This window comes from Agrobacterium sp. NPDC089420 (genome assembly GCF_044900305.1).
Taxonomy (GTDB): domain Bacteria; phylum Pseudomonadota; class Alphaproteobacteria; order Rhizobiales; family Rhizobiaceae; genus Agrobacterium.
The window spans coordinates 255,912-280,948 of the sequence record NZ_JBJDMY010000004.1; the positions used below are offsets into that span (position 1 = coordinate 255,912).

The 25,037-nt window shown below is 60.9% G+C and carries 24 protein-coding genes and 1 tRNA gene; 12 read left to right on the forward strand and 13 right to left on the reverse strand.

All coding sequences use genetic code 11. The features are described from left to right. Nucleotides 1–296: 296 nt before the first annotated feature. Nucleotides 297–719 carry a hypothetical protein gene (locus tag ACI2KA_RS07985; protein WP_404500841.1) on the reverse strand — a complete coding sequence of 141 codons (423 nt, stop codon included), beginning with the start codon at nucleotides 717–719 and terminating at the stop codon, nucleotides 297–299. Nucleotides 720–983: 264 nt separating this feature from the next. On the opposite strand from ACI2KA_RS07985, the gene ACI2KA_RS07990 reads away from it, so the two are divergent. Continuing rightward, nucleotides 984–1,060 (forward strand) — tRNA-Pro (locus ACI2KA_RS07990). Between the two features lie 1,205 nt (nucleotides 1,061–2,265). On the opposite strand, the gene cysN is transcribed toward ACI2KA_RS07990, so the two are convergent. The 3 genes from cysN to ACI2KA_RS08005 are packed head-to-tail and all read right to left on the reverse strand — an operon-like array spanning nucleotide 2,266 to nucleotide 5,511. Continuing rightward, nucleotides 2,266–3,747, reverse strand: coding sequence for a sulfate adenylyltransferase subunit CysN (gene cysN / locus ACI2KA_RS07995; protein WP_404500843.1), 1,482 nt, complete (start codon nucleotides 3,745–3,747; stop codon nucleotides 2,266–2,268). Beyond that, a complete protein-coding gene (gene cysD / locus ACI2KA_RS08000; RefSeq protein ID WP_404500845.1) occupies nucleotides 3,747–4,700 on the reverse strand; it encodes a sulfate adenylyltransferase subunit CysD in 954 nt (317 codons plus the stop codon). Before cysD ends, cysN begins: the two co-directional genes overlap by 1 nt. A gap of 28 nt (nucleotides 4,701–4,728) precedes the next feature. Next, entirely contained in the window at nucleotides 4,729–5,511 is a 783-nt protein-coding gene (locus ACI2KA_RS08005) for a phosphoadenylyl-sulfate reductase (protein WP_404500847.1), read from the reverse strand. Between the two features lie 204 nt (nucleotides 5,512–5,715). Between ACI2KA_RS08005 and ACI2KA_RS08010 the strand changes: the two genes are divergently transcribed. From ACI2KA_RS08010 to ACI2KA_RS08030, 5 genes are all read left to right on the forward strand, one after another. Beyond that, nucleotides 5,716–6,156, forward strand: a complete 441-nt coding sequence (locus ACI2KA_RS08010; protein WP_404500848.1) for an RrF2 family transcriptional regulator — start codon at nucleotides 5,716–5,718, stop codon at nucleotides 6,154–6,156. Nucleotides 6,157–6,616: 460 nt separating this feature from the next. After that, on the forward strand, nucleotides 6,617–7,642 hold the full coding sequence (locus ACI2KA_RS08015; protein WP_404500850.1) for a sulfate ABC transporter substrate-binding protein: 1,026 nt from the start codon (nucleotides 6,617–6,619) through the stop codon (nucleotides 7,640–7,642). A gap of 198 nt (nucleotides 7,643–7,840) precedes the next feature. Next, entirely contained in the window at nucleotides 7,841–8,698 is an 858-nt protein-coding gene (cysT, locus tag ACI2KA_RS08020; protein WP_404500852.1) for a sulfate ABC transporter permease subunit CysT, read from the forward strand. Next, nucleotides 8,691–9,563: a sulfate ABC transporter permease subunit CysW gene (gene cysW / locus ACI2KA_RS08025; protein WP_404500854.1), complete on the forward strand. Its 873-nt coding sequence runs from the start codon at nucleotides 8,691–8,693 to the stop codon at nucleotides 9,561–9,563. Before cysT ends, cysW begins: the two co-directional genes overlap by 8 nt. A gap of 11 nt (nucleotides 9,564–9,574) precedes the next feature. Then, nucleotides 9,575–10,615, forward strand: coding sequence for a sulfate/molybdate ABC transporter ATP-binding protein (locus ACI2KA_RS08030; RefSeq protein WP_404500856.1), 1,041 nt, complete (start codon nucleotides 9,575–9,577; stop codon nucleotides 10,613–10,615). A gap of 513 nt (nucleotides 10,616–11,128) precedes the next feature. On the opposite strand, the gene ACI2KA_RS08035 is transcribed toward ACI2KA_RS08030, so the two are convergent. The 5 genes from ACI2KA_RS08035 to ACI2KA_RS08055 all read right to left on the reverse strand — a co-directional run bounded on the left by ACI2KA_RS08035 (nucleotide 11,129) and on the right by ACI2KA_RS08055 (nucleotide 15,156). Further along, nucleotides 11,129–11,494 carry a helix-turn-helix domain-containing protein gene (locus ACI2KA_RS08035; RefSeq protein ID WP_404500858.1) on the reverse strand — a complete coding sequence of 122 codons (366 nt, stop codon included), beginning with the start codon at nucleotides 11,492–11,494 and terminating at the stop codon, nucleotides 11,129–11,131. Next, a complete protein-coding gene (locus tag ACI2KA_RS08040) occupies nucleotides 11,491–11,772 on the reverse strand; it encodes a DUF6516 family protein (RefSeq protein WP_404500860.1) in 282 nt (93 codons plus the stop codon). The genes ACI2KA_RS08035 and ACI2KA_RS08040 overlap by 4 nt, the downstream gene beginning before the upstream one ends. Nucleotides 11,773–11,834: 62 nt before the next feature. Then, nucleotides 11,835–12,848, reverse strand: coding sequence for an NAD(P)H-quinone oxidoreductase (locus ACI2KA_RS08045; protein WP_404500862.1), 1,014 nt, complete (start codon nucleotides 12,846–12,848; stop codon nucleotides 11,835–11,837). Between the two features lie 88 nt (nucleotides 12,849–12,936). After that, nucleotides 12,937–14,739, reverse strand: a complete 1,803-nt coding sequence (locus tag ACI2KA_RS08050; protein ID WP_404500864.1) for a GGDEF domain-containing protein — start codon at nucleotides 14,737–14,739, stop codon at nucleotides 12,937–12,939. Nucleotides 14,740–14,919: 180 nt separating this feature from the next. Further along, entirely contained in the window at nucleotides 14,920–15,156 is a 237-nt protein-coding gene (locus ACI2KA_RS08055; RefSeq protein ID WP_404500866.1) for a type II toxin-antitoxin system ParD family antitoxin, read from the reverse strand. 369 nt (nucleotides 15,157–15,525) lie between these two features. On the opposite strand from ACI2KA_RS08055, the gene betI reads away from it, so the two are divergent. The 3 genes from betI (at nucleotide 15,526) to betA (ending at nucleotide 19,521) form a co-directional block, all read left to right on the forward strand. Then, a complete protein-coding gene (gene betI, locus ACI2KA_RS08060; RefSeq protein WP_020812509.1) occupies nucleotides 15,526–16,146 on the forward strand; it encodes a transcriptional regulator BetI in 621 nt (206 codons plus the stop codon). A gap of 12 nt (nucleotides 16,147–16,158) precedes the next feature. Further along, on the forward strand, nucleotides 16,159–17,640 hold the full coding sequence (gene betB, locus ACI2KA_RS08065; RefSeq protein ID WP_404500868.1) for a betaine-aldehyde dehydrogenase: 1,482 nt from the start codon (nucleotides 16,159–16,161) through the stop codon (nucleotides 17,638–17,640). Between the two features lie 231 nt (nucleotides 17,641–17,871). Beyond that, nucleotides 17,872–19,521, forward strand: coding sequence for a choline dehydrogenase (gene betA, locus ACI2KA_RS08070; protein WP_404500870.1), 1,650 nt, complete (start codon nucleotides 17,872–17,874; stop codon nucleotides 19,519–19,521). Between the two features lie 3 nt (nucleotides 19,522–19,524). On the opposite strand, the gene ACI2KA_RS08075 is transcribed toward betA, so the two are convergent. Together ACI2KA_RS08075 and ACI2KA_RS08080 are read right to left on the reverse strand one after the other, a co-directional pair. Further along, the gene (locus ACI2KA_RS08075; protein ID WP_404500872.1) at nucleotides 19,525–19,824 is read right to left on the reverse strand and encodes a type II toxin-antitoxin system RelE/ParE family toxin; all 300 of its coding nucleotides are present in this window, start codon (nucleotides 19,822–19,824) and stop codon (nucleotides 19,525–19,527) included. After that, nucleotides 19,821–20,093, reverse strand: coding sequence for a YlcI/YnfO family protein (locus tag ACI2KA_RS08080; protein ID WP_404501210.1), 273 nt, complete (start codon nucleotides 20,091–20,093; stop codon nucleotides 19,821–19,823). The genes ACI2KA_RS08075 and ACI2KA_RS08080 overlap by 4 nt, the downstream gene beginning before the upstream one ends. Before the next feature lie 148 nt (nucleotides 20,094–20,241). Between ACI2KA_RS08080 and ACI2KA_RS08085 the strand changes: the two genes are divergently transcribed. Beyond that, nucleotides 20,242–21,585: a chloride channel protein gene (locus tag ACI2KA_RS08085; protein WP_404500874.1), complete on the forward strand. Its 1,344-nt coding sequence runs from the start codon at nucleotides 20,242–20,244 to the stop codon at nucleotides 21,583–21,585. Nucleotides 21,586–21,590: 5 nt separating this feature from the next. Here ACI2KA_RS08085 and ACI2KA_RS08090 read toward each other — a convergent pair whose 3' ends face one another. Further along, nucleotides 21,591–22,343 (reverse strand): DUF3750 domain-containing protein, encoded by a 753-nt coding sequence (locus ACI2KA_RS08090; protein WP_404500876.1) that lies wholly within the window; start codon nucleotides 22,341–22,343, stop codon nucleotides 21,591–21,593. A gap of 73 nt (nucleotides 22,344–22,416) precedes the next feature. Here ACI2KA_RS08090 and ACI2KA_RS08095 point away from each other — a divergent pair, with 73 nt between their 5' ends. Together ACI2KA_RS08095 and ACI2KA_RS08100 are read left to right on the forward strand one after the other, a co-directional pair. Then, nucleotides 22,417–23,415, forward strand: coding sequence for an asparaginase (locus tag ACI2KA_RS08095; RefSeq protein WP_404500878.1), 999 nt, complete (start codon nucleotides 22,417–22,419; stop codon nucleotides 23,413–23,415). Between the two features lie 138 nt (nucleotides 23,416–23,553). After that, nucleotides 23,554–24,174 (forward strand): glutathione S-transferase family protein, encoded by a 621-nt coding sequence (locus ACI2KA_RS08100; RefSeq protein ID WP_404500879.1) that lies wholly within the window; start codon nucleotides 23,554–23,556, stop codon nucleotides 24,172–24,174. 165 nt (nucleotides 24,175–24,339) lie between these two features. Here the strand turns inward: ACI2KA_RS08100 and ACI2KA_RS08105 are convergent, their stop codons facing one another. Beyond that, nucleotides 24,340–24,999, reverse strand: coding sequence for a glutathione S-transferase family protein (locus ACI2KA_RS08105; protein ID WP_404500881.1), 660 nt, complete (start codon nucleotides 24,997–24,999; stop codon nucleotides 24,340–24,342). Between the last annotated feature and the right edge of the window lie 38 nt (nucleotides 25,000–25,037).

Here is a 25,037-nt window from a genome sequence, read left to right on the forward strand (position 1 = left end):
TTCAAGCGCTTTTGCATGGGTTTTGCCGGGACATATGGTCGCAACGGCGATTTTTACGATTTTGCCGATCGTCATTTTTGAGGTTGTGCGGACCATCTGACACTTTCAAACGGTTGAAAGCGTCCTGCTGGCCGGATATCGCAAAAATGCCATTGGTCCGCCCCTTGCGATGCGCATGGGTGTGGATAGCCTGTTTTTAGCCAAAAAAAATTTCAGGAAAATGACGATAATCCCGAAAAAGTGAAAAGGCCCGCCGGTTCGGGCGGGCCTTGTCGGTTTGGTTGCGGGCCGAAGGCTCAGTTTGCGGCGAGGAATTCCGCGCAGTAGCTGGGGCCGTTGACGCCGGGGCGGTCGGAGACCGTGCGCACGGCGGTAATGGTATAGTTGCTGGAAACGGTCAGCTGCACGGTGCAGGAGAGCGAGGCGCTGCGGGCGGGCGAAATCTGCCGGCCCTTCTTGCCGTCCTTGCCCTCTTCGAACCTGGCGGGAATGGTGGCCTTCTTGTAACCGCCGCGCCAATTGTAGACGGTCGAGCTGCCGCTCTCCGTGTCGCTCAGCGGCGGGCCGAATTTTGCGAAGAAAATGCCTGCCGACTGGCCGACCCAGCGGGTTTCAACGGCGCTCTTCTGGGTGAAGGAGGGGGTGGAGCCGCCCGTGGAGGTAGTGCAGGCCGAGAGCGCAATGGCAAACGCTGCAAGCGTTACGCTGCGAAATAGCATGGTGAAATGTCCTTTGTGCCGTGTCCGGCCTTCCGCCGGTCATTCCGTTCCCCTAGCAGATTTGGCGGCGACGGGCAGGGGAGGTGTGCGGATCGATGAAAATTTCCTGCCACAATTGCTTTTTTGTAACGTTTTGTGGCCTTGCGGCCCGTGTCGCGGGCGACTGGCGGGGCCGTTGCACCGGATGGAAAAAACTTGTCATAAAAAATGCAATAAGCCGCTTGTCGAATGCCGGAGGCTGGTCTATAGAAGCGCCGCTGGTCACGGAGTGTAGCGCAGTCTGGTAGCGCACCACGTTCGGGACGTGGGGGTCGGAGGTTCGAATCCTCTCACTCCGACCAGCTGAAAGCCCAATCAACACAGCGGCTTGCAACTATCCCGATATTTCCTGACAATCCCTAAATCAAAGTCTCGGACCGAAACCGGACCGATCAAGACCCGGACCGGTTGGAATGCATTCGCCGGCTGCCTGAAAATCGGCGCCGACGTCGAATAAATACGCTCAAATTCCTGGACCGCGAGCCTCGAAAAGCCGGTGGCCTGTACAGGATCGGCGTCCGGTCGCGCCTTTCGCCTATTCGTGGTGCCCCATTTCGCAATGGGGATCGCCTTGGCGGTCATGCCCGGCCTTCACGCACAGATCCGCCTGAGCTGGCCTGATCTGGCCTGAGCGGCACAGGCATGCATGCCGCGCCTGTGCCGCAACTCCGTTTCGATCGTTTACTTCGGCTGAAGTTACACGTCAGCATTGATTGGAGTATACAAGCCTGGATTGGTGGAATATTACTCTGGAAAATTGTAAACAGCCCCCAAAATATGGGGGTCATCGTTGGATAACGACTGGAACGAAAAAGTCTTTCTGATCCTGACGCTAGTAATGGTCGCTCTTATATTAGTATCTGTTTTAGGATGGGGTGCTTATTTCTACATTCGCTCGCGGATGTAAAGCCGGCGCGCCAAACCGAAGATATTCGCTTTGGCGGGTTTTTGCCGCCATTGGGCGCCCGAACAAAAGAGGCCCGTCGCTCCGCCAAGCGCCAGGCCTCGATGTCGCGGCCTTGTTTCAGGGGACGCGCGACACGCATTTCTTAGAAGCGCCAATCCTGATCCACAACCTAAGAAGTTACCCGTCACTGCCCTTGACCCTGGATTTCAGGGGTATCGCGACGATCAACTTATCGCGATCAAAAAAGAGGCCCGCTGTTCTGTCGAACAACGAGCCTCTGTTGGGTCGCTTGGCGGAGCAACCGCGCGCAAATTCGCCTTTTGCGCATGAACGACAAATGAACAAACGGCTTTGCTCAGGACCGAGAAACAACCCGTAAAAATCAGGGATGCGATGGATCGGAAAGCCGTCTCAACCGTTATCCCACCAGACAACAATGGAGGATAACATGCTGAAGGGTATTGCATTGTGGGCTATGGGCGTTCCGATCTTCGTGATCATTCTGCTTTATATGTTCGTATTCTAAGCCACGCCTGAGACAGGCCCAAACCAAAAAGGCGACCGCCCAGCGGTCGCCTTTTGTCATTCATGCGCGCCGTCTCAATCGAGATCGCCGATCAGCCGCGAGGCGGTCGCGACATCCGTGCGGCGGATGTCGATCTCGTCGCGGTGCCTGGCCAGCAGTTCGCTCGCCAGCAGTTTCTCCGCCAGACCGGCGGGCAGCGAGAGAATGACCCGGTCGCCCTTTTCTTCCGTCGCGCCCGTGTTGCGCTTGCCGGCGATCATGCCGCCCGCCACCGTATTGTTGGTGTCGGGGTCGATCAGGATGAAGGAGCCGGTTGCCCGGTTCTGCTCATAGGCGTCGAAGATCGCCGTCTCGTCAAAGGAAAGCCGCACCTTGCCGATGGCGTTCATCGGCAGCGATGTCTCATGCGCCTGCCACTCGCCTTCCTTCAGGTTGAGCTGGCTGACGGGCTGGACGCTGACGCGCTGGCGGCGGCTGCCGCTTTTCAGCCAATAGCGCTTGCCGGCCTCGATGCCGCCCGGCTGCAACGCCACGATCTGGGCGTCGAAGGCAAGGCCCGTCTGCGGCTGCGCCTCGATGGAGACGATCATGTCGCCGCGCGACACGTCCACCTGACGGTCGAAAACGAGCGTCACGGCATCACCCGCCACGGCGGCGTTGCGCACCAGATCGAAGGTGACGATCTGCTTGACATTGGCGACCATGCCCGATGGCAGGACCACGACGCTGTCGCCCGGCTTCACCGAACCGCCGGCAACCGTGCCCTGATAACCGCGGAAACTTTCACCCGGACGCGACACGCGCTGTACGGGCAGGCGGAAGCCGCCGGACTGCGCGGAGCGCACCGTGGCAAGCTCCAGCGTCTCCACCAGCGTCGGGCCTTCATACCACGGCATGGAGGCCTTGCCGGAGAGAACGACGTTTTCCCCCTTCAGCGCCGACATCGGAATGGCGATGATCTGCTTGATGCCGAGATTGGAGGCGAAATCGCGGAATTCGTGGGCGATCAGCTCGAAACCGGCCTTGTCGTAATGGGTCAGGTCGATCTTGTTGACCGCCAGCACGAATTGCCGGATGCCCATCAGCGCGGCGATGGTGGCGTGACGGCGGGTCTGCTCCAGAATGCCGGTGCGCGCATCGACAAGCAGCACGGCAAGATCGGCGGTCGACGCACCGGTCGCCATGTTGCGGGTATATTGCTCGTGGCCGGGCGTGTCGGCCACGATGAAGGCGCGCCGGTCGGTGGCGAAGTAGCGGTAAGCGACATCGATGGTGATGCCCTGTTCGCGCTCCGCCTGAAGACCGTCGAGCAGCAGCGCGAAATCGGGCAGGCCGAGATCGTTCTGCTTGCCGCTGTCGCGATGCAGGGTGGCGGCCTGGTCTTCCTTGACGGCCTTGGTGTCCCAGAGGAGGCGGCCGATCAGGGTAGACTTGCCGTCATCCACGCTGCCGCAGGTGATGAGGCGCAGCGGACGCGTGTCGCGCGTCGCCTTCGAATGTTCGGCAAACGGCAGAATGGTGGCGGAGGAGGGGGTGTTGGCGGCGGCAGCGCTCATCAGAAATAGCCCTCGCGCTTCTTTTTCTCCATGGAGCCGGACTGGTCGCGGTCAATCGCGCGGCCCTGCCGTTCGGAAACGGTGGCGATTTCCAGCTCGGCGATGACCTCCTGAAGCGTTGCCGCCTCGGAACGGATCGCGCCGGTCAGCGGGAAGCAGCCAAGCGTGCGGAAGCGGATCGAGCCGTGCTTGATCTCTTCGCCGGGCAACAGCTCCAGCCGCTCGTCCTCGGCGAGGATCATCATGCCGTCGCGCTCGATATAGGGGCGCTCGGCGGCGTAATAGAGCGGCACCAGCGGAATGTTTTCCGCCTCGATGTAGCGCCAGATATCGACTTCGGTCCAGTTGGAGAGCGGGAAGGCGCGCACGCTTTCGCCCTTGCGGACCATGCCGTTATAGATGTTCCACAGTTCCGGGCGCTGGTTGCGCGGGTCCCATTTATGGTCCGGGGTGCGGAAGGAATAGATGCGCTCCTTGGCGCGGCTCGCTTCCTCGTCACGGCGCGCCCCGCCGAAGGCCGCGTCGAACTGGCCGGCGTCGAGCGCCTGGCGCAGCGCTTCCGTCTTCATGATGTCGGTATAAAGCGCCGAACCATGGGTGAAGGGCGTCACGTTTTCCGCCGCACCGCGCGGGTTGGTGTAGGAAATCAGGTCGAGATCGTATTCCTTGACGATATTGTCGCGGAATTCGATCATTTCCTTGAACTTCCAGCCGGTATTGACATGCAGCAGCGGGAAGGGAATGCGCCCGGGAAAAAACGCCTTGCGCGCCAGGTGCAGCAGCACGGACGAATCCTTGCCGATGGAATAGAGCATCACGGGCTTGTCGAACTCGGCGGCGACTTCGCGGAAGATGTGAATGGCTTCGTTTTCAAGCGCCTTCAGATGCGGATCGAGCGGCGGCTTGGATGCGACAGTATTCTTGCTGTCCGTCTCGTGGACTGCGTTGGACATTGTGAACTCCGGGAGATGTACTGAATGATTATCGTTGCGGGATGGCGGAAATGGCGGATGTCTGCTCCGCACCGGCGACGTGAAGACCGCATTCGCGCTTCTCGTCATTTTCCCACCACCATCGTCCGGCGCGCTCAGGCTCGCCGGGCTTGATGGCGCGCGTACACGGCTCGCAGCCGATGGACGGGTAACCGCGCTGATGCAACGGATTGACGGGAATGTTTTCCGCAGCGACATGCGCCCGGATAAGGTCGATATCCCAGTCAGCCAGGGGATTGATTTTGATGAGATTGCGCTCGGCGTCGAATTCGGCGAAGGGCGTCGTGGCGCGGTTGCCCGACTGGCCGCGGCGCAGCCCGGTGATCCAGAAGGCGGCGCCGTCCAGCGCCTTGCCGAGCGGGATCAGCTTTCTGACATGACAGCAGGCGTGACGTGCTTCGACGCTTTCGTAAAAGCCGTTGAGGCCGTATTGTTCGGCATAGGCGTCGATATCGTCCTGTTCGGGGCGGAAGCGGCGTATGTCGATGCCGAAGCGCTCTTCGGTTTCATCGATGAGGTCGACGGTTTCCTTGAACAGTCGGCCGGTTTCCAGCGTCACGACATCGATCGGCAACCGGTGCGTGCCGATGGCGGCGGTGATGACCTGATCCTCGATGCCGAGGCTGGTGGTGAAGACCGCCCGCCCGCCAAGGCCGGCGATAAACGAAAGCCGACCCGCCAGATCGAGCCCGGCAAGCGTGGCGTCGAGGGAAGCGGCATCGGCAGAGGCATTTGCTGAATTGATGGTCATTGTCACGTCCGGGATTTCCATGGCCGATTATCGTTGAAACGCGGCCTTGCGAACAGAAATGACAGTCTTTGTGCGCTGCACTTGAGAGCAAAAATGCCTCACGCGCGCGTAGTATGAGCAAAAGATACCCGTTCACCTTCTTTGCAGCTTGGATTTGAATTGTGACAACTTCTGCGCTAATCCGGAATTGCCGGGTTCCCGGGCTTGTGGTCTATTGGTTTTACGATGATTTCGCAGAAGGCAAAATACGCGCTGAGGGCGCTCCTTTCGCTGGCTAAGACTGACGGGGCCTGTCCCGTGCAGATTTCCGACATTGCCCGCGAACAGGCCATTCCGAAAAAATTCCTGGAACAGATCCTGCTCGAAATGAAGAGGGAACGCCTGGTCGAAAGCCGGCGGGGCAAGCAGGGCGGCTATCTTCTGGCGCGCCCGGCTTCGGACATCACCTTCGGTGAGGTGCTGCGCCTCATAGACGGCCCGCTCGCGCCCTTGCCCTGCCTGTCACAGACGGCCTATCGCCGCTGCGAGGATTGCGACGGCGAAAAGCAGTGCGAGATCCGCCACGTCTTTGCCCGCGTGGCCGATGCGACGCGCAACATCCTCTTCAACACCACCATCGCCGATGCGGTGGCCGGTGTCGAAGTGCCGGAGCTTTTGACGGCCTGACACTCATCTTTTTTCACGTTTCGCTGTCGAGAGTTTGCAACGAGGCCCTCAACCTGTCCGTCATTCCGGCCCTGAGCCGGAATCCAGCCGACGCGCGTCTGCGCGGCGAGACGACTCCTTTCAGCCCAAGGACTTGGGCTGGCTGGATTCCGGCTCAAGGCCGGAATGACAGATGAGGAGATTGTCATGGTCCACTTGCCTCATGCCATTCCAAACGAAAAAATCGTCTAAAACCCCGTAATATTTTTCGTGATCGAGGCAAAAAATCGGCAAAAATGTGAAACGGTTTTGCATTCAGCAAAGTTTTACACGACGCTTGTTGCGCCTTTCGCTTATGCTGCGCTGTATTTGTTGCCCGGGAAAACGCTCTCGGGAAACACTTTTTCGATCGTATTCGGCCTCATTGACCAACTCTACTCAACCGGTAGAGTTAAGCCATCGCAATCAGGAGGGAATACCGATGTCCAAGTTTCTGTCCGGTTTGAGCGCTGTCGCTCTCGGCCTTTCTTTGACATTGGGGGGCGTGGGTTCAGCAGTTGCGCAGACCAAGCTTCTCAATGTGTCCTATGATCCGACCCGTGAACTCTACAAGGATTTCAACGAGGCCTTCGCCAAGAAGTGGAAGGCCGACACCGGCGAGGACGTTACCATCCAGCAGTCGCATGGCGGCTCCGGCAAGCAGGCGCGCTCGGTCATCGACGGTCTGGAAGCGGATGTGGTGACGCTGGCGCTGCAGAGCGACATCGACGCCATCGTCGAAAATTCCGGCAAGATCAACAAGGACTGGCGCAGCCGTCTGCCGCACAATTCCTCGCCTTACACCTCGACCATCGTTTTCCTGGTGCGCAAGGGCAACCCCAAGGGCATCCACAACTGGGGCGACCTGGTGAAGGGCGATATCCAGATCGTTACGCCAAACCCGAAGACATCGGGCGGCGCACGCTGGAACTACCTTGCCGCCTGGGCCTGGGCGAATGAAGAGTTCAAGGGCGACCAGGACAAGATCAAGGCCTATGTTGGCGAACTTTACAAACGTGCCCCGGTTCTCGATACCGGCGCCCGCGGCTCCACGGTCACCTTCGCACAACGCCAGATCGGCGACGTGCTGCTGGCCTGGGAAAACGAAGCCTATCTCGCCGGCCAGGAATTCGGCGCCGATGCCTTCGATATCGTCGTGCCGCCGATCTCGATCCTTGCCGAACCGCCGGTCGCCGTGGTTGACGCCAATGTCGACGCCAAGGGCACCCGCAAGGCGGCGGAAGCCTATCTGCAATATCTCTATTCCGACGAGGGCCAGAATATCGCGGCGAAACACTTCTACCGTCCGTCAAATCCCGCCGTGGTCTCCAAGGACCTGCTCAAGCAGCTGCCGGACATCAAGCTCGTCACCATCGACGACCCGATCTTCGGCGGTTGGGCCAAGGCGCAGCCGGAACATTTCGGTGACGGCGGCATCTTCGACCAGATTTACAAGCCCGCAAAGTAAGCGGATGATGGGGTGAAATACGGATCACCCCGTCCCAAGGGACAAGACAATCGGAAATTCATCGACCGGACGCCGTGCCGGTCGATACTTTATAATTAACGCCGGGGAACACCGGCTCCCAGAGGGCATTTCCAGGAAAAGCGGACCCCGGTTTTCTGTCTGGAAATGCGCCGAAACTAAAGATTATCCGGAGCCTTGATGAGCAATAATATATCCGGAAACAGGTGGAAATGGCGGCAGTCGAGCGTCATACCCGGCTTCGGCCTGACGTTTGGTTACACCGTCACCTATCTGTTTCTCATCATTCTTATTCCGCTTGGCGGCCTTGTCTGGTCCACGGCGAAACTTGGTTTTGCAGATTTCATTGCGATCGCCACCGATAGCCGCACGCTGAATGCGCTGCGGGTCAGTTTCGGCACAGCCTTCATTGCCGCGCTGGTCAACGCCGTTTTCGGCGTCATCGTCGCCTGGGTTCTGACGCGTTACCGCTTTCCCGGCCGTCGTTTCGTTGATGCCATCGTCGATCTGCCCTTCGCCCTGCCGACGGCGGTGGCGGGTATCGCGCTCACCACGCTTTATGCCAATCGCGGCTGGGTCGGTTCGCTGTTCGAACCCTTCGGCATCAAGATCGCCTTCACGCCGACCGGCATCGTCATTGCGCTGATCTTCATCGGCCTGCCCTTCGTGGTCCGCACCGTGCAGCCGGTCATGGAAGAGATCGACCGGCAGGTGGAGGAAGTGGCGGCGACGCTTGGCGCCAACCGTTTCCAGACCATCACCCGCGTCCTGCTGCCGAGCCTGACGCCCGCCATCCTCACGGGTTTTGCCTTGGCTTTTGCGCGCGGCGTCGGGGAGTATGGTTCGGTCATCTTCATCGCCGGCAATATTCCCTACGTCTCGGAAATCGCGCCGCTCCTCATCGTCATCCGGCTGGAGGAGTTCAATTATGCGGCCGCGACCGGCATCGCCACCATCATGCTGATCATCTCGTTTGCCATGCTGTTCCTCATCAATCTCATCCAGGCCTGGAGCCGCAAGAGGTACGGTTATGTCTGACGTTTCTTCCCGCACCTCCGCCCGGCCGTTCCGCGATCCCGCCAGCGAAAGCCTTTCCGCGCGGCTGGCGCTGATCGCCCTCGCTTTCCTGTTTCTGGCGGCCTTCCTCGTGCTGCCGCTCGTCTCGGTCTTCTTCGAAGCGTTCCGCAAGGGCGCGGACGCCTTCTGGGACGCCATCGTCGAGCCCGACGCGCTCTCCGCCATTCGCCTGACCTTGCTGGTCGCCGCCATTTCGGTGCCGCTCAACGTGGTCTTCGGCGTTGCCGCCGCCTGGGCGATCGCCAAATTCGAGTTCAAGGGCAAGGCGTTCCTGATAACGCTGATCGACCTGCCATTCTCGATCTCGCCGGTCATTTCCGGCCTGGTCTATGTCATCCTCTTCTCCTCCCACAGCGTGCTGGGTCCGTGGCTGAAGAGTTACGGCATCGAAATCCTCTTTGCCGTGCCGGGCATCGTGCTCGCCACCATCTTCGTCACCTTTCCCTTCGTGGCGCGTGAACTGATCCCGCTGATGCAGGATCAGGGCAATGGCGACGAGGAGGCGGCGATTTCGCTCGGCGCTTCCGGCTGGCAGACCTTCTGGTATGTGACGCTGCCGAATATCAAATGGGGCCTGCTTTACGGCGTGCTGCTCTGCAACGCCCGCGCCATGGGCGAATTCGGCGCCGTCTCGGTGGTGTCGGGCCATATTCGCGGTGAGACCAACACCATGCCGCTGCATGTGGAGATACTCTATAATGAGTACAATATCGGCGCGGCATTCGCCGTGGCGACGCTGCTCGCCGGTCTGGCGCTGGTGACGCTCGTTCTCAAAACCATTCTCGAAATACGCTTTGGCGCGGGCAACGCAGCCGGCAAGCATTGAAAGGCATCTTCATGGAAGTGAAAGTTTCCGGCATCACCAAGCAGTTCGATCGTTTTCCGGCGCTGAACGACGTGTCGCTCGACATCCGTTCGGGCGAACTGATCGCGCTGCTCGGTCCTTCCGGTTCCGGCAAGACGACGTTGCTGCGTCTGATCGCCGGCCTCGAACAGCCGACCACCGGCCAGATTTTCTTCGGCGACGAGGATGCCTCGCACCGCACCGTGCAGGAGCGCAATGTCGGTTTCGTGTTCCAGCACTACGCTTTGTTCCGGCATATGACGGTGGCCGACAATATTGCCTTCGGCCTCAAGGTGCGCCCTTCGGCCAAGCGCCCGCCAAAGGCGGAGATCCGCAAGCGCGTGTCCGAGCTTCTCGACATGGTGCATCTCTCCGGCCTTGAAAAGCGTTATCCCACCCAGCTTTCCGGCGGCCAGCGCCAGCGCGTGGCGCTTGCCCGCGCCGTCGCCATCGAGCCGAAGGTGCTGCTGCTCGACGAGCCCTTCGGCGCGCTGGACGCCAAGGTGCGCAAGGAGTTGCGCCGCTGGCTGCGCGAATTCCACGACCGCACCGGCCACACCACCGTCTTCGTCACCCACGATCAGGAAGAGGCGCTGGAACTGGCCGACCGCGTGGTCGTCATGAGCCAGGGCAAGATCGAGCAGGTCGGTACGGCGGACGATGTCTACGACACGCCCAACTCCCCCTTCGTGTTCTCCTTCATCGGCGAATCCTCCAGCCTGCCAGTGACGATCCGCGACGGCCATGTGCTGTTCCAGGGCGAAAGCATCGGCATCGATGAGGGTGGTTCTGGCGAGGGCGAGCTTTTCTTCCGTCCGGAAGATGTGACGCTGACAGAAGAGAAGGACGCGCTTTACGGCAAGGTCACCACCTGTCGCCGCCTTGCCGGCACCCGCATCGCCGAAATCGATATCGCCAATAACGGCCACGAGCCCTATCACCTCGAAATCGAGGTGCCGCTCAACGCCGCCGTGGCCGTGGGCGCGGAGCTGCGGTTCAGGCCGACGCGGTGGAAGGTGTTCGGGAAGAAGTGAGACAGGTTGCGGCGGTGGCAGCCGCCCATTGCTGTTCATAGCTTGCCGTCGTTCCGGACTTGAGCCGGAATCCAGCCAGCCCAAGGACTTGGGCTGAAAGGAGTCCTCTCGTCGCGCAGACGCGCGACGGCTGGATGCCGGGTCAAGCCCGGCATGACGGGAGAGAGGTGCCACGATTAATATAGAGCGTCGAGCTTGCCGCACCGGCACTCGAGGCGCAGATTTCCCCAATAGTCGAAGCAATATGCAAAAACGGAAAAGGGCCGCTAGAGGCGACCCTTCCATGAGTTTGGTCCTGTTTACAGACCCGGGACTGTTTCTCAACGTTCCGAAGGCAAGGCTATTTACGCCGAGGGCTGCCCCGTCGCAAAACCACCCTTTCCATTGCCTGCACCAGAGACCGAAATCTCACTAGACATTGGATCACCTCCTTCCGATACGTTGAACATACATAGAAGGTAGTACGATTCGTCAGTAATGCAAGAGGGATTACTTTTAGAGGACGCCCGGCACTTATGCCGCATCTGCGGCCGTTACGTCGAATTCGAAGTGAATGCGGTCGTAGGAGAACACGATGCCGTCCTCGTTCCGGTCGATAATGCCGGCGTGGAGAAGCGTCGTTACATCGCGGTGAACCGCCTGCACATCCCGCCCGACCCGACGGGCAACCTCTCGGATCGAAAGCGGCCCCTGTCCAGCGAGAGCCTTGACGATGGCAAGGCGAAGCGGCGCGAGAATGCGGTGCAGGTCTTCATAACTTGAAAATTCGACGGATGGTTTCGCCTCCACCGGCTTTCCGGACATTGCCAGACTGCCGGCTGCAATAAAGCGGTTCTTGATATCCTTGAGCGTGCTGAGACGGACGGTGAGTACGGTCATGACAAAATCCTTTCCATATCCGCCTGAAAGGCGTCGAACAGGGCTTCGAGCGTGGTGAAGGCGATGGTGTCTTCACGCCGTCCCATATGACGATGATCGCCTTTGCCGCGTTCATTGTCATAACGTAGAACGCATTCCCCTTTGATCACCAGCGCCAGCCGATATTTGAACGGGTGGAGACTTCCGGGAACAGGCTCGGGCAAATGCCACAGGACGACCTCGAAGAAGGCCGTCTCATCGATCACTTTGCGCGTCTTTTCGAGCAGAATAGCCTTCATGTTGTTATTTTTGACAACAGTTTAGTGTGTTGTCAATGAAAACAACGATCCCGCTCAGGACGTCACGCCACCCGCATCACGATCTTGCCGATATGATTGCTGCTTTCCATCAGCCGATGGGCCTCCACGGCCTCGTCCAGCGTGAAGACCCGGTTGATAACAGGTGCGACCTGACCGTTTTCGACGAGCGGCCAGACCTGTTCGACAAGATCGTCGCGGATGGCGCGTTTTTCGTCGGCCGTGCGGGGGCGCATGGTGGAGCCGGTGACGGTGAGGCGTTTGACCATGATGGGGGTGAGGTTGACCTTCTCGGCAACCGCTCCGCCCAGAAAGGCGATGATGGACAGGCATCCATCCTTGGCAAGGGCTGCAAGGTTCTTTTCGAAATAGGCCGCGCCGATCATGTCGAGGACGATGTCCACGCCCTTGCCGCCGGTTTCGGCCTTGATGACGGCGGCGAAATCCTCTTCGCGATAGTTGATCGCCCGTTTGGCGCCAAGCGTCACGCAGGCCTCGCATTTCTCCGCCGAACCGGCCGTCGCATAGATCTCAGCCCCAAAGGCTTTGGCGAGCTGGATCGCCGCCGTGCCGATGCCGCTGGTGCCGCCGTGGATGAGCACGCTTTCGCCTTCGGTCAGGCCCGCCATCTGGAAGAGATTGGCCCAGACGGTGAAGAAGGTTTCCGGCAGCGCTGCCGCCTTGACGGCATCGTAACCCTTGGGGAAGGGCAGGGCCTGCCCGGCCGGCACGGTGCAATATTCGGCGTAACCGCCGCCATTGGCGAGTGCGCAGACCCTGTCGCCGGGTTTGAATTCGGTAACGCCGTCACCCAGCGCAACCACCTCGCCGGCGATTTCAAGTCCCAGGATCGGGCTTGCATCCTTCGGCGGCGGATAGGTGCCCTGCCGCTGCGCGACATCGGGGCGATTGACGCCTGCGGCCTCGACCCTAACCAATATCTCGCCTTTTGCAGGTATCGGCAAAGGCGCTTGGGACAGTCGCATCACCTCCGGCCCGCCATGGGAAGGCAGGTCGATGAAGCGCATCGTTGCGGGCAGCGTCATGGTATCGGGCATGGCCAGGGACAACTCCTCACTTGTCGGCGTCACCTGAAGATGTAGGTCAGATTTGCGCGTGAGGGAAGAAGGCCCTTTGTCGCCAGTGTCAATTTGTCTCGCCGAACACCCGGATGACCAGGCCGTCTTCATTTTCCTTCGCGGCGGCTTTTACCCCGGCGATCTCGCTGCCGATCCGCTCGGGATTGGCGATGATCGATCCCCTCGGCAAAGTAAGGACCCCGATGGAGCAGCGCAGCAGGGCGAAGTCGCGCTCGTTGCCGAGGCGATCCTGCCCTTTCATGCGTCCGGCGGCGCGGTCCTCGTCGGAATAGAGCTCGGCGACATCGTCGTGAAAATCGCTGAGCAGCCGCTCGAGGATTTCCGTCAGCTCCTCCACCGTCCAGTCGCGCACGCCGATGAAGAAGTCGTCGCCGCCAATATGGCCGAGAAAGCAGTCGCCGGCGAAGAAATAACGGCGCATCAGCGCTGAAAACAGGGTGATCGCGTGGTCGCCGGCGTTGAAGCCGTATGTATCGTTGAAGGGTTTGAAATTGTCGAAGTCGCAATAGCAGAAGAAGCGCGTTTCGTCGCCGTCGCTGCAGCTGTCGGCAATGAAGCCGCCAATGGCGCGGTTGCCCGGCAGCGCGGTCAGCGGGTTCTGGTCCTGCGCCATCTTCAGCTGCTTTTCATTGATGACCTTGATGAGCGAGGCGGCGGAGACGATGCCGGCATAACGCATGTTTTCGGTCAGGATGATGCAGGCGCTGCCGCCCATGCTGGCGAACATGCTCATCAGCTGGTCGGCATCCGCATCAAGGCCCACGATCGGCGCGGGATCGACGAAATGGGAAATGGTGCGCTCATAGATCTTGTTCTTGAGCAGGTCGCGGCCGAAGGGCCGGTAGATATATTCCTTGAGATGATATTCGTTGATGACGCCGCGCGGTTCGCCATTGGCGTTGAGAACCGGAAAAAACGCCTGCTGCGGGTTTCTGCGGAACAGTTCGAAGACGCTGTCGACGCTGTCATGCTCGAAGACGGTCGGAAGGCGCTCGATTTCCCGGCGGATCAGGATTTCATCCAGCGTCTGGCTGCTGCGCCGGGCCACGCCCATGCGGTTGAGATGCGGGAAACTCTCCGGCAGTTCGCTGGTGAAGACCGTCGGCTTGGCGATCAGCCAGCCCTGCACCAGATCGACGCCATATTCGCGGCAGGCGAGAAATTCCGCTTCGGTCTCGATACCTTCCGCAATCACCCGAACGCCGAGAACATGGGCGATGTTGACGATGTTGCGGACGAGATGCTGCTTGCGCGGAAGATGGTCGACGCCGGTGATGAAATGCCGGTCGATCTTCAGATAATCCAGCGGGAAGTCGCACAGAAGTTTCATTTCGCCGTGGCCGGCGCCGAAATCGTCGATCGCCAGCTTGAAACCTTCCTTGCGCATGCGGGCGATCAGCGCCGTGAACTCCGGCACGCTGGTATTGTCGAAACGTTCGGAAAGTTCAAAGCAGATGGACGAGGCCGGAATGCCGGCCCGCGCCAGATGGCCGACGAGCTTGTCGAGAATGGCGTCGCCATGCGGTATCAGCCGCACATCCAGATTGAGGAACAGGGTGGCGGAGGAAAAATCGGGCAGGGTGGAAAATTTCGCCAGCGCGCGGCTCGCCAGCATCTGCTCGAAGGCTTTCAGCTCGCCATCTGCGGCTGCCTGGTCGAGAAGCGCCAGGGGATTGGAAAAACCGAGCCTGTCATGGCCGCGCATCAGCGATTCATAACCGAAAATCGTGCCCGTCGTCGCCTCGACGATCGGCTGAAACGCGGTTTCAAGCACAAGTTTCGCCATGGGAAACATGTGTCCGGAGGCAAATCGCCTTATGACATCGTTCTCCATCGTGACGGCCTGCATTTCGTTCTCCGCTATTGACGGTCCCTTCGCTTGCATGGCGTTAAACGCGCCATGCGGGGAGCCGTTTCTTTTACGGCGAACAATTGCAGATGACAGGTCAACAAAAGCTTTCACGACTATGAAGCTTTGATGAACCTTTTATCACAAACCCCTCGATATGCGGGGTGGCGGATGAGGTCTTCAGGCCCGGCGCGCATGCCCCGTGTGAGCGGCGTAAAGCTCCGCCACATTCATGCGTTCCCGGTCTGCTTCCATGGGCGCGGACGTCTTTGCTTCGGCGCTGGACGGGGCGGAGGCCGCCCATAATCTCAGCGCTGCCCTGACGACCTCGCTGCCGGATGCATAAGCGCCGCAATTCACGGCCTCGCGCATTCGGGCTGCCTGTTCCGGGGAAATCGATACTGTTACCATTGGCATGATATCACTCCCTTCTTTAAACGCTGCGAGCGATCCTTGATGTCCAGGTGACGGACCGGGTATCGTCGCGGTCTATGGCGGGCGTTTTTATCGTTTTTCGTCTGGCGCCGCTTCCAGCGAAATTTGTAGCATTACGAATAGTAGCACGAAACGCGTTCCATTCCCAATTCGCAGTATATCACGGTTTAGTTTTTCCCGTGTGAGCCGGGACGCAGCATCGGCTTCGCCATGCTGGCGGATATCTCTGACATTGTCGGAATGCGAGGGCGAAAAAAGTGATGCATCGCACATCCACGACATGAAATGGCGCGTTTTTTATTGATTGATCAATCAATCAAGAATATTTTGCCCTTCATCAAGGAGACGCTCATGCCCAAGATCGGAATGGAGCCGCTGCGCCGCAAGGCGCTGGTGGATGCGGCCCTTCGCACCATAGGTCACCACGGTTCGCTGAACGTGACGATGTCGGACATCGCCCGCGAAGCGGGCGTGTCGGCGGCCCTTGCGCATCATTATTTCGGCAGCAAGCAGCAGCTTCTTCTGGAGACCATCCGCAGCCTGCTGCGGGATCTCAGGCGCGATGCCGTGGCGGCGCTGACCCGCGCTTCCGGCCCGCGTGAAAGGCTGAGCGCCATCGTGCATGTCTCGTTCCAGAGCGACCAGTTCACGCCCGAAACGGTGGCGGCATGGCTTGCCTTTTATGTCGAGGCGCAGCGCTCGGAGGAAACCCGGCGTCTCCTCGTGCTCTATTCGCGCCGCCTGCGCTCCAATCTCATGGCCAGCCTCAACCGGCTTTGCCCGCCAGATGATGCGGCGCGGATCGCGGAAGGGGCGGCGGCCCTGATCGACGGGCTTTATATTCGCCACAGCCTGCGTTCCGCCCCGCTTGGCCTCGCGTCTGCGCCGGCGCTCGTCGAGGATTATTTCGACATGCAGCTCAAATCTTTTCCCGATGGACAGCGCCAGAAGCCGTCCATCCGCGTTCTTTAAGGAGACTTCGACATGACCATCGCGACGCCGCTTAGGGCGCAGCCGAAAGCCTCGCATTTCATCGACGGGGTGTATGTCGAAGACACCGCCGGCACAGTGATCGAGAGCGTCTTCCCGGCCACGGGCGAGGTGATCGCCAGGCTGCATGCGGCAACGCCCGCCATCGTCGAGCGCGCCATCGCCTCGGCCAGGCGCGCGCAGAAGGAATGGGCGGCGATGAGCCCGACGGCGCGCGGCCGCATCCTCAAGCGCGCCGCCGATATCATGCGCGAGCGCAACGACGCGCTCTCGACGCTGGAGACGCTGGACACCGGCAAGCCGATCCAGGAAACCATCGTCGCCGACCCGACGTCCGGCGCGGACGCCTTCGAATTTTTCGGCGGTATCGCGCCTTCCGCGCTGAACGGCGATTATATCCCGCTCGGCGGCGATTTCGCCTATACAAAGCGCGTGCCGCTCGGCGTCTGCGTCGGCATCGGCGCGTGGAACTATCCGCAGCAGATCGCCTGCTGGAAGGCCGCGCCGGCATTGGTCGCCGGCAACGCCATGGTTTTCAAGCCTTCGGAAAACACCCCGCTCGGCGCGCTGAAGATCGCCGAAATCCTCATCGAGGCCGGCCTGCCCAAGGGCCTGTTCAACGTCATTCAGGGGGATCGCGATACCGGCCCGCTATTGGTCAACCACCCTGATGTGGCCAAGGTCTCGCTCACCGGCTCGGTGCCGACCGGCCGCAAGGTGGCCGCCGCCGCTGCCGGGCATCTGAAGCACGTTACCATGGAACTCGGCGGCAAGTCGCCGCTGATCGTCTTCGACGATGCCAATATCGAAAGCGCTGTCGGCGGGGCCATGCTCGGCAATTTCTATTCTTCCGGCCAGGTCTGCTCCAACGGCACCCGCGTCTTCGTGCAGAAAAAGGCCAAGGCGCGCTTCCTCGACAGTCTGAAGCGCCGCACCGAGGCGATGATCCTCGGCGATCCGCTGGACTACGCCACCCATCTCGGCCCGCTGGTTTCCAAGGCGCAGCAGGAGAAGGTCCTCTCCTATATCGAAAAGGGCAAGGCGGAGGGCGCCACGCTCGTCACCGGCGGCGGCATTCCCAACAATGTGTCGGGCGAGGGCGCCTATGTGCAGCCGACGGTTTTTGCGGACGTAACGGACGCCATGACCATCGCCTGCGAGGAAATCTTCGGCCCCGTCATGTGCGTGTTGGATTTCGAGGATGAGGACGAGGTTCTCGCCCGCGCCAACGCCACCGAATTCGGGCTGGCCGGCGGCGTCTTCACCACCGACCTCGCCCGCGCCCACCGCGTGGTCGATCAGCTGGAGGCGGGTACGCTGTGGATCAACACCTATAATCTCTGCCCGGTGGAAATCCCCTTCGGCGGCTCGAAACAATCCGGCTTCGGACGGGAGAATTCGGCCGCGGCGCTGGAACATTATAGCGAGTTGAAGACGGTTTATGTGAGCACGGGGACGGTGGACGCGCCTTATTGAGACGCGGTGGGTGGGGCTTTACCCCCTCTGCCCTGCCGGGCATCTCCCCCTCAAGGGGGGAGATCGATCTGCGGCGAGGTTGCGCACCTCTCAACGTCAGCGAATTAAGTGGTGGTAGCGCCTCCTGCTGATCTCCCCCCTTGAGGGGGAGATGCCCGGCAGGGCAGAGGGGGGTAAAGCCCCAACCGCCGACAATCATTTTGAACAATCGCTCATCGGAGAGAGCAAATCATGCAAGCAGATTACGTCATCGTCGGCTCAGGCTCCGCAGGCTCCGCCATCGCCTATCGCCTGTCGGAAGACGGCCGCTATTCGGTGATCGTCATCGAGGCGGGCGGGTCGGATTTCGGCCCCTTCATCCAGATGCCGGCCGCGCTCGCCTGGCCGATGAGCATGAAGCGCTACAATTGGGGTTATCTCTCCGAGCCCGAACCCAATCTCGACAATCGCCGTATCACGGCCCCGCGCGGCAAGGTCATCGGCGGCTCGTCCTCGATCAACGGGCTGGTTTACGTGCGCGGCCATGCCGAGGACTTCAACCGCTGGGAGGAGCTTGGCGCGCATGGCTGGGCCTATGCGGATGTGTTGCCCTATTTCAAGCGCATGGAACACAGCCATGGCGGCGAGGAGGGCTGGCGCGGCACGGATGGGCCGCTGCATGTGCAGCGCGGGCCGGTCGACAATCCGCTGTTCCACGCCTTCATTCAGGCGGGCGCTGAGGCCGGTTTCGAACTGACGGATGACTATAACGGCTCCAAGCAGGAGGGTTTCGGCCTGATGGAGCAGACCATCCACAATGGCCGCCGCTGGTCTGCCGCCAATGCCTATCTGAAACCGGCGCTGAAGCGCGGTAACGTCACGCTGGTCAACGGTTTCGCCCGCAAGGTCGTCATCGAGAACGGCCGGGCGGTTGGCGTCGAGATCGAGCGCAAGGGCGTGGTCGAAACGATCGCGGCCAATCGCGAGGTCATCGTTTCGGCATCCTCCTTCAATTCGCCGAAACTGCTGATGTTGTCGGGCATCGGGCCTGCCGCGCATCTCAAAGACATGGGCATCGAGGTGAAGGCGGATCGTCCTGGCGTGGGCGCAAACCTTCAGGACCATATGGAGTTTTATTTCCAGCAGGTTTCGACCAAACCCGTCTCGCTTTATTCCTGGCTGCCATGGTTCTGGCAGGGGGTTGCCGGTGCGCAATGGCTGCTCTCGAAAGGCGGGCTTGGCGCCTCCAACCAGTTCGAAGCCTGTGCCTTCCTGCGCTCCGCGCCTGGTCTGAAACAACCGGATATCCAATATCATTTCCTGCCCGTCGCCATTTCCTATGACGGCAAGGCGGCCGCGAAAAGCCATGGTTTTCAGGTGCATGTGGGCTACAACCTGTCGAAATCGCGCGGCAATGTCACGCTGCGCTCGGCCGATCCGAAAGACGACCCCGTCATACGCTTCAACTATATGAGCCATCCGGAAGACTGGGAAAAATTCCGCCATTGCGTGCGCCTGACGCGCGAAATCTTCAGGCAGAGCGCCTTTGACGAGTTCCGTGGGCCGGAAATCCAGCCGGGCGAAAAGGTGGCGACGGACGAGGAGATCGACGCCTTTCTGCGGCAGCATCTGGAAAGCGCCTATCACCCCTGCGGCACCTGCCGGATGGGCGACAGGGACGACCCGATGGCCGTCGTCGATCCCGAATGCCGGGTGATCGGGGTGGAGGGTTTGCGGGTCGCCGACAGCTCGATCTTCCCGCATGTGACCTATGGCAACCTCAACGGCCCGTCGATCATGACCGGCGAAAAGGCTGCGGATCATATTCTCGGCAAAACACCGCTGCCGCGCTCCAACCAGGAACCGTGGATAAACCCGCGCGCGGCCGTCAGCGACCGGTGAGGATCAGTGGTAATCGTCCTCGCGCTGGTGGCGGACGGCAGCGATGGTGACGGTTTCCGGGCTGTCGATACGGAACAGCACGACATATCCGGAGGAGCCGAAAGGAACGAGCAGTTCGCGTATCAGGCTGTTTTCCGCAGATGCCTTGCGGCAACTGAAGGGAAAGTCGCTGAGAATCTCCAGTCCTGCTCTTATGGCGCGGATTGCTTTCTCAGCCACATCGATGTCGTAGGCGATCAGAAAGTCATAGATGCGATCAAAATCGGCTAGCGCTTCTTCGGTATAACGAAGCTCATACGTCATTTCCGCTTCGCGGCTTTCGCAGCATCAAGTTTTCTTTGCATCATCGAAAGAACATCGTCGGTGGTATAATAAACGCCCGTACGCTCGGCCTCGTCGAGTGAGGCCAGCCCGCGCGCAATAAATTCCGCCTGCGATTTGCGGATTTCCACCTGCCTGCGCACAGAATCCTCAACGAAGGAAGAGAGCGTCTCGCCTTCCTTCAGCACGCTTTCAGCAGCTTCGCGAAAATCCGCCGTCACCCGCAGCGAAGGGATCGTTGCCGTTTTCATGTTAGGTCTCCGTGCGTTGCAATTGCGATGCAGAGTGCGCCGATACGATCCGCCTGTCAAATGCAAAACCTTGCAATCCCTGCCCGGGAGTCCGATAAACGGGCTTCCCGCCTGATGACGAACATCAAAATCACCGATCTGGACCGCCATGCCCGTCGACTACAAAAAGCTGAAGATGCTCCGCCGTTCCCGTGTCGTGTGGGGTTCGTGGCGGGTGTGGAAACCGAGGGCGGTTTTCTGGATCGGCGCGATTGCGGTCGGCCTTATCAGCGTCGGCTTTGCATGGCTTGCGGATCGAGCCCAGCACCTTTTCTTTGCGGCAACCTCATCGGGCGAATGGGCCTTCCTGCTGCCGCTCATCATCGCGCCGCTTGGATTCACGCTGTGCGCCTGGCTTGCGATCACGGTCTTCCCCAATGCCGGCGGCAGCGGCATTCCGCAGGCCATTGCGGCGCGGCACCTGCGTGATGATGCGGACCGCTCTCGGCTTCTGTCGCTGAAACTCGCTTTCGGCAAGGTGGTATTGACTGTGGCCGGTCTTTTATCCGGCGCTTCCATCGGGCGTGAGGGGCCGACGGTTCAGGTCGGAGCCTCCATCATGCTGCAGGCCGCCCGCTGGGGCGGCATGGCGCAGGCCAAGGGGCTCATTCTCGCCGGCTCGGCGGCAGGCATTGCGGCGGCCTTCAACACGCCGCTCGCGGGCATCGTCTTCGCCATTGAGGAAATGAGCAAGACCTATGAATCCCGAGCCAACGGCCTTGTCCTCACTGCCGTCATCCTCTCCGGTCTTGCGTCGCTGGCGCTGGTCGGCAGCTATACCTATTTCGGCGCCAGTTCGGTCATGGCGAAAACCACGATGGACTGGCTGCTGGTGCTGATCTGCGGCGTCGGCGGCGGCGCATTGGGGGCGCTGTTCAGCGCCGGCGCCTTGAGATTGTCCGCGCGCATCCGGCGTTTTGCCCACACCATGCCGTTGAAGCGGATGCTGGCGGTGGCGGCCGCCTGCGGCCTTGCCTCCGCTGTCATCGGCATTGCAACGGGCGGCGCGACCTTCGGAACGGGTTACGAACAGGCACGCGCCGCGATTGAGGGCGAGGCCGCGCCGGCCTTCTTCTTCCTCGAAAAGCTGGCGGCGACGTTCCTTGCCATGATGTCTGGCATCCCGGGGGGCATCTTCGCGCCATCCCTGTCGGTAGGCGCGGGTTTCGGCAGCACCGTGGCAAGCCTGCTCGGCACCAGCATCGGCCTTGGCGCGATCGTCGGCATGGCGGGTTATTTCGCCGGCGTGGTGCAGGCGCCGATGACGGCCTTCGTCATCATTCTCGAAATGACCGGCAATCACGAGGGGGTCATTCCCATCATGGTCGCGGCAATGCTTGGATATCTCACCTCGCGGTTCTTCTCCCGCGAGCCGCTCTATCATGGCCTGTCGCGGGTCTTCATCGCCCAGAGCATCCGCGCCAGACGCGCCGCGCCGGCCACCGAAACATAATCATTCTATGCCCGGATACCGGCGACGCCGAAATAACCGAGCCCCGGTATCTTCACGCCCGGCCGGCCGAAATCGATGCCGGCGACGAGGCCGAGAAAATTGATCTCGAAACCGCTGCGTGCACCCGCCGAAACGCCGAACAGCCCGCCGAGCGACACGCTCGCATCCTTCCAGTCGTCGGCAATGTGATAGAACGCCCCGTTCGGCAGGTAGTCGCGGCCCACCGCATCGGGCGGCAGCACCACGCCCAGTTCCGGCACGCTGCGCAGCACATGGGCGACGAAGGTGTTGGAGTTGGGACCGGGATAGATGCGGTAGCCACCCGGCCTGCCATAGGGGTAATCGGCAATCGCCTTTTCGATCTTGGGGATCAGTTTTTCCGCTTCCGCGCCGTGAATGGCCACCACCTGGCGCGGCATGTTGGAATACCAATAGGCATCCGCCGCATAGCCATTGTGCCGGATCGGCGTGCCCCAGCCCACCTTGTCATAACGGTCATAGGTCGCGGCGCCCGGCTTTTTCAGCACGATCCAGGCATGACTGGCGACGGAGCCCTTGAAACCGCCGGTCATGGCGGAAAAGACGTAGACGGCGGCTTCGCCGTTGCTGGACGCAGCCGGCAGCATGCCGGAGGACGACCATCTTGCGGCGCTCCAGCCGCGCGGATGGTCCTTCATGGCCCACAAACCGGCCGATGCCAGCGCGGGAAGCAGGTAGATGACGGCGATCGCCAGCAACAGACGTTTTGCAAATTTCACGAACAGCCCCGTGCATCGAAAAATCAATTGCGGTATCAACGGCATGAAATCAGAATTTTTTGAGGCTGCGAACATGAACAATTCCGTTACCGTCGAAGTCACCCGCGGCAATCTCGTGGAAAGCCGCCATCAGGGGCTGGCCGTGGTGGTGGACGGCGAGGGCGGCGTCGTGTTTTCCGCCGGTGATGTCGAACGCGGCATCTTCCCGCGTTCCGCCTGTAAGGCCATGCAGGCGCTGCCGCTGGTGGAAAGCGGCGCGGCGGATGCCTATGGTTTCGGCAACCGCGAACTGGCGCTTGCCTGTTCCTCCCATTCCGGCGAGGACGCGCATGTCGAGCTTGCCGCCGCCATGCTTGCCAAAGCGGGCCGGGATGTCGATACGCTGGAATGCGGCGCGCATTGGTCATCCGACCAGAAAACCATCATCCATCAGGCCCGCACGCTGGAACAGCCGACGGCGCTTCACAATAATTGCTCCGGCAAGCATTCCGGCTTCATCTGCGCCTGCTGCCACACCGGCACCGATCCTAAGGGTTACGTCGGTTACGATCACCCGCTGCAGCGGGAAATCCGCGCCACGATGGCAAGCCTGACGGGGGCGGCGCTCGGCCATGACAATTGCGGCGTGGATGGCTGCTCCATCCCCACCTATGCCGTGCCGCTCAAGGGGCTGGCGCATGGTTTCGCGAAGATGGCGACGGGCAGGGGGCTGGAAGCGGGGCGTGCGACGGCGTCGCGCCGTCTTATCGAGGCCTGCATGGCGGAACCCTTTTATGTGGCAGGCACGGGCCGGGCCTGCACCAGGCTGATGCAGATCGCGCCGGGCAGGGTTTTCGCCAAGACCGGCGCCGAAGGCGTTTTCGTGGCGGCCCTGCCGGAAAAGGGCATCGCCATGGCGGTGAAATGCGAGGATGGCACCACGCGTGCGGCCGAAGCCATGGTCTCGGCTTTGCTCGCCCGCTATTTCGAAGAGGGCAGCACCGAGCGGCAGGCGCTGGGCGGCATCGCCAACCGGCAGATGCGCAACTGGAACGGCATCCATGTCGGCGACATCCGCGTCGTCGGCCTCTAAATAACCTTTGACGTGGCCGGTCGCCGGCACGATGATGGTGCGCCCTGTGCGTGATGGCCGACCCCCGGCCGCCGGCAAGGCCCGGCGTCCGCGACAGGAAAAGGTGGACGCCTTCATTGTCCTGGAGGTCGCATATTCATGTTCACCCTGTTTTTCTCCCCCGGTTCCTGCTCGCGCGCCAGCCATATCGTGCTTGAGGAATCGGGCCTGCCCTACACGGCCCACCGCGTCAATTTCGCCGAGGGCGAGCAGCGCTCCGAGACATTTCTGAAGATCAATCCGAAAGGCCGCGTACCGGCGCTCGCCACCGCAAGCGGCGTGCTGACGGAGACGCCCGCCATCCTCGCCTTCATCGCCCAGATGGCCCCGGAGAAGAAGCTCGCGCCGCTTGACGATCCCTTCGAATTCGCCGTCATGCAGTCCTTCAACGCCTTCATCTCCTCAACCGTGCATGTCGCCCACGCCCATGGCCGGCGCGGCAGCCGCTGGGCGAACGAGGACAGTTCGTTTGCGGATATGAAAGCCAAGGTGCCGCAGACCATGGGCGAGTGCTTCGAGCTGATAGAGCACGGCATGCTGCACGGCCCGTGGGTCCTAGGCACGGCCTATTCGGTGGCCGATCCCTATCTGTTCGTCATGTCCGGCTGGCTGGAAGGCGACGGTGTGGATATTGCCCGCTTCCCGAAGGTGCACGACCATTTCAGGCGCATGAACGACCGCCCGGCGGTGCAGCGGGCGCTGGCGGGCGAGAGGGGTTGAGTAGATCGCGACTCCCGTCATTCCGGCCCTGAGACGGAATCCAGCCAGCCCAAATCCTTGGGCTGAAAGGACTCTATCCGACGCGCGGACGCGCGTCGGCTGGATACCGGCTCAAGGCCGGTATGACGGAAGTGAGAGTGGTCATCCCAATCAGCGCTTACGCGCTCAAGCCGCCTCGGCCGCGCGCGTGTCCCACATGGTCTTGAAAGCCGTGCGCGCCTGGCAGCGGGTGAGCCAGGCCTTTACCACCGGATGGGCATCAAACAGCGGCTGGTGACCCTGCGCGTAACGGACGATTTCCGCTGCATTGAGGTCGGCCACGGTGAAACGGTCGCCCACCAGGTAATCATGGGTGGCGAGATGCTGCTCCAGCACCCGGAACGGGCGCTTCAGCAGGCGGGCGGCAACATCGATCACCGCTTTGCCGCTGTCGCTTTCCGAAAGGCCCTCGGCAATGGCGGAGGAAATCTTCAGCGAATTGGTCTCGATCTCGGTGGCGGCAAAGAAGGACCATTGCAGCATCGCCGCATCTTCCTTCAGATCGGCCGGGGCGAGCGGCCCGCCATATTTGCGCGCCAGATAGAGATTGATGGCCATGGATTCGTAAAGCACCATGCCGTCATCCTCGATGCAGGGAATGGTGCCCATCGGGTTGACGGCGAGAAAAGCGGGCGACAGCGTGTTGAGCGGCGCATCAGTGGCGAGCGGATCGGCAAGGCGGCGGGCCTGTATGACAGGCACATGCTTGAATTCTATGCCGAGTTCTCCTGCCAGCCACAGCGTGCGCGTGGCGCGGGAGCGGTAGACACCGTAAATCGTCAACATCGAAATTACCCCTTGAACCTGTTCGATGGCGGCACGTT

Excerpts from the sequence above, each read along its gene's own strand:
- ACI2KA_RS07985 (WP_404500841.1), bottom strand. The coding sequence starts at position 719 with ATGCTATTTCGCAGCGTAACGCTTGCAGCGTTTGCCATTGCGCTCTCG.
- cysN (WP_404500843.1), bottom strand. The coding sequence starts at position 3,747 with ATGAGCGCTGCCGCCGCCAACACCCCCTCCTCCGCCACCATTCTGCCG.
- cysD (WP_404500845.1), bottom strand. The coding sequence starts at position 4,700 with ATGTCCAACGCAGTCCACGAGACGGACAGCAAGAATACTGTCGCATCC.
- ACI2KA_RS08005 (WP_404500847.1), bottom strand. The coding sequence starts at position 5,511 with ATGGAAATCCCGGACGTGACAATGACCATCAATTCAGCAAATGCCTCT.
- ACI2KA_RS08010 (WP_404500848.1), top strand. The coding sequence starts at position 5,716 with ATGATTTCGCAGAAGGCAAAATACGCGCTGAGGGCGCTCCTTTCGCTG.
- ACI2KA_RS08015 (WP_404500850.1), top strand. The coding sequence starts at position 6,617 with ATGTCCAAGTTTCTGTCCGGTTTGAGCGCTGTCGCTCTCGGCCTTTCT.
- cysT (WP_404500852.1), top strand. The coding sequence starts at position 7,841 with ATGAGCAATAATATATCCGGAAACAGGTGGAAATGGCGGCAGTCGAGC.
- cysW (WP_404500854.1), top strand. The coding sequence starts at position 8,691 with ATGTCTGACGTTTCTTCCCGCACCTCCGCCCGGCCGTTCCGCGATCCC.
- ACI2KA_RS08030 (WP_404500856.1), top strand. The coding sequence starts at position 9,575 with ATGGAAGTGAAAGTTTCCGGCATCACCAAGCAGTTCGATCGTTTTCCG.
- ACI2KA_RS08035 (WP_404500858.1), bottom strand. The coding sequence starts at position 11,494 with ATGACCGTACTCACCGTCCGTCTCAGCACGCTCAAGGATATCAAGAAC.
- ACI2KA_RS08040 (WP_404500860.1), bottom strand. The coding sequence starts at position 11,772 with ATGAAGGCTATTCTGCTCGAAAAGACGCGCAAAGTGATCGATGAGACG.
- ACI2KA_RS08045 (WP_404500862.1), bottom strand. The coding sequence starts at position 12,848 with ATGCCCGATACCATGACGCTGCCCGCAACGATGCGCTTCATCGACCTG.
- ACI2KA_RS08050 (WP_404500864.1), bottom strand. The coding sequence starts at position 14,739 with ATGCAGGCCGTCACGATGGAGAACGATGTCATAAGGCGATTTGCCTCC.
- ACI2KA_RS08055 (WP_404500866.1), bottom strand. The coding sequence starts at position 15,156 with ATGCCAATGGTAACAGTATCGATTTCCCCGGAACAGGCAGCCCGAATG.
- betI (WP_020812509.1), top strand. The coding sequence starts at position 15,526 with ATGCCCAAGATCGGAATGGAGCCGCTGCGCCGCAAGGCGCTGGTGGAT.
- betB (WP_404500868.1), top strand. The coding sequence starts at position 16,159 with ATGACCATCGCGACGCCGCTTAGGGCGCAGCCGAAAGCCTCGCATTTC.
- betA (WP_404500870.1), top strand. The coding sequence starts at position 17,872 with ATGCAAGCAGATTACGTCATCGTCGGCTCAGGCTCCGCAGGCTCCGCC.
- ACI2KA_RS08075 (WP_404500872.1), bottom strand. The coding sequence starts at position 19,824 with ATGACGTATGAGCTTCGTTATACCGAAGAAGCGCTAGCCGATTTTGAT.
- ACI2KA_RS08080 (WP_404501210.1), bottom strand. The coding sequence starts at position 20,093 with ATGAAAACGGCAACGATCCCTTCGCTGCGGGTGACGGCGGATTTTCGC.
- ACI2KA_RS08085 (WP_404500874.1), top strand. The coding sequence starts at position 20,242 with ATGCCCGTCGACTACAAAAAGCTGAAGATGCTCCGCCGTTCCCGTGTC.
- ACI2KA_RS08095 (WP_404500878.1), top strand. The coding sequence starts at position 22,417 with ATGAACAATTCCGTTACCGTCGAAGTCACCCGCGGCAATCTCGTGGAA.
- ACI2KA_RS08100 (WP_404500879.1), top strand. The coding sequence starts at position 23,554 with ATGTTCACCCTGTTTTTCTCCCCCGGTTCCTGCTCGCGCGCCAGCCAT.
- ACI2KA_RS08105 (WP_404500881.1), bottom strand. The coding sequence starts at position 24,999 with ATGTTGACGATTTACGGTGTCTACCGCTCCCGCGCCACGCGCACGCTG.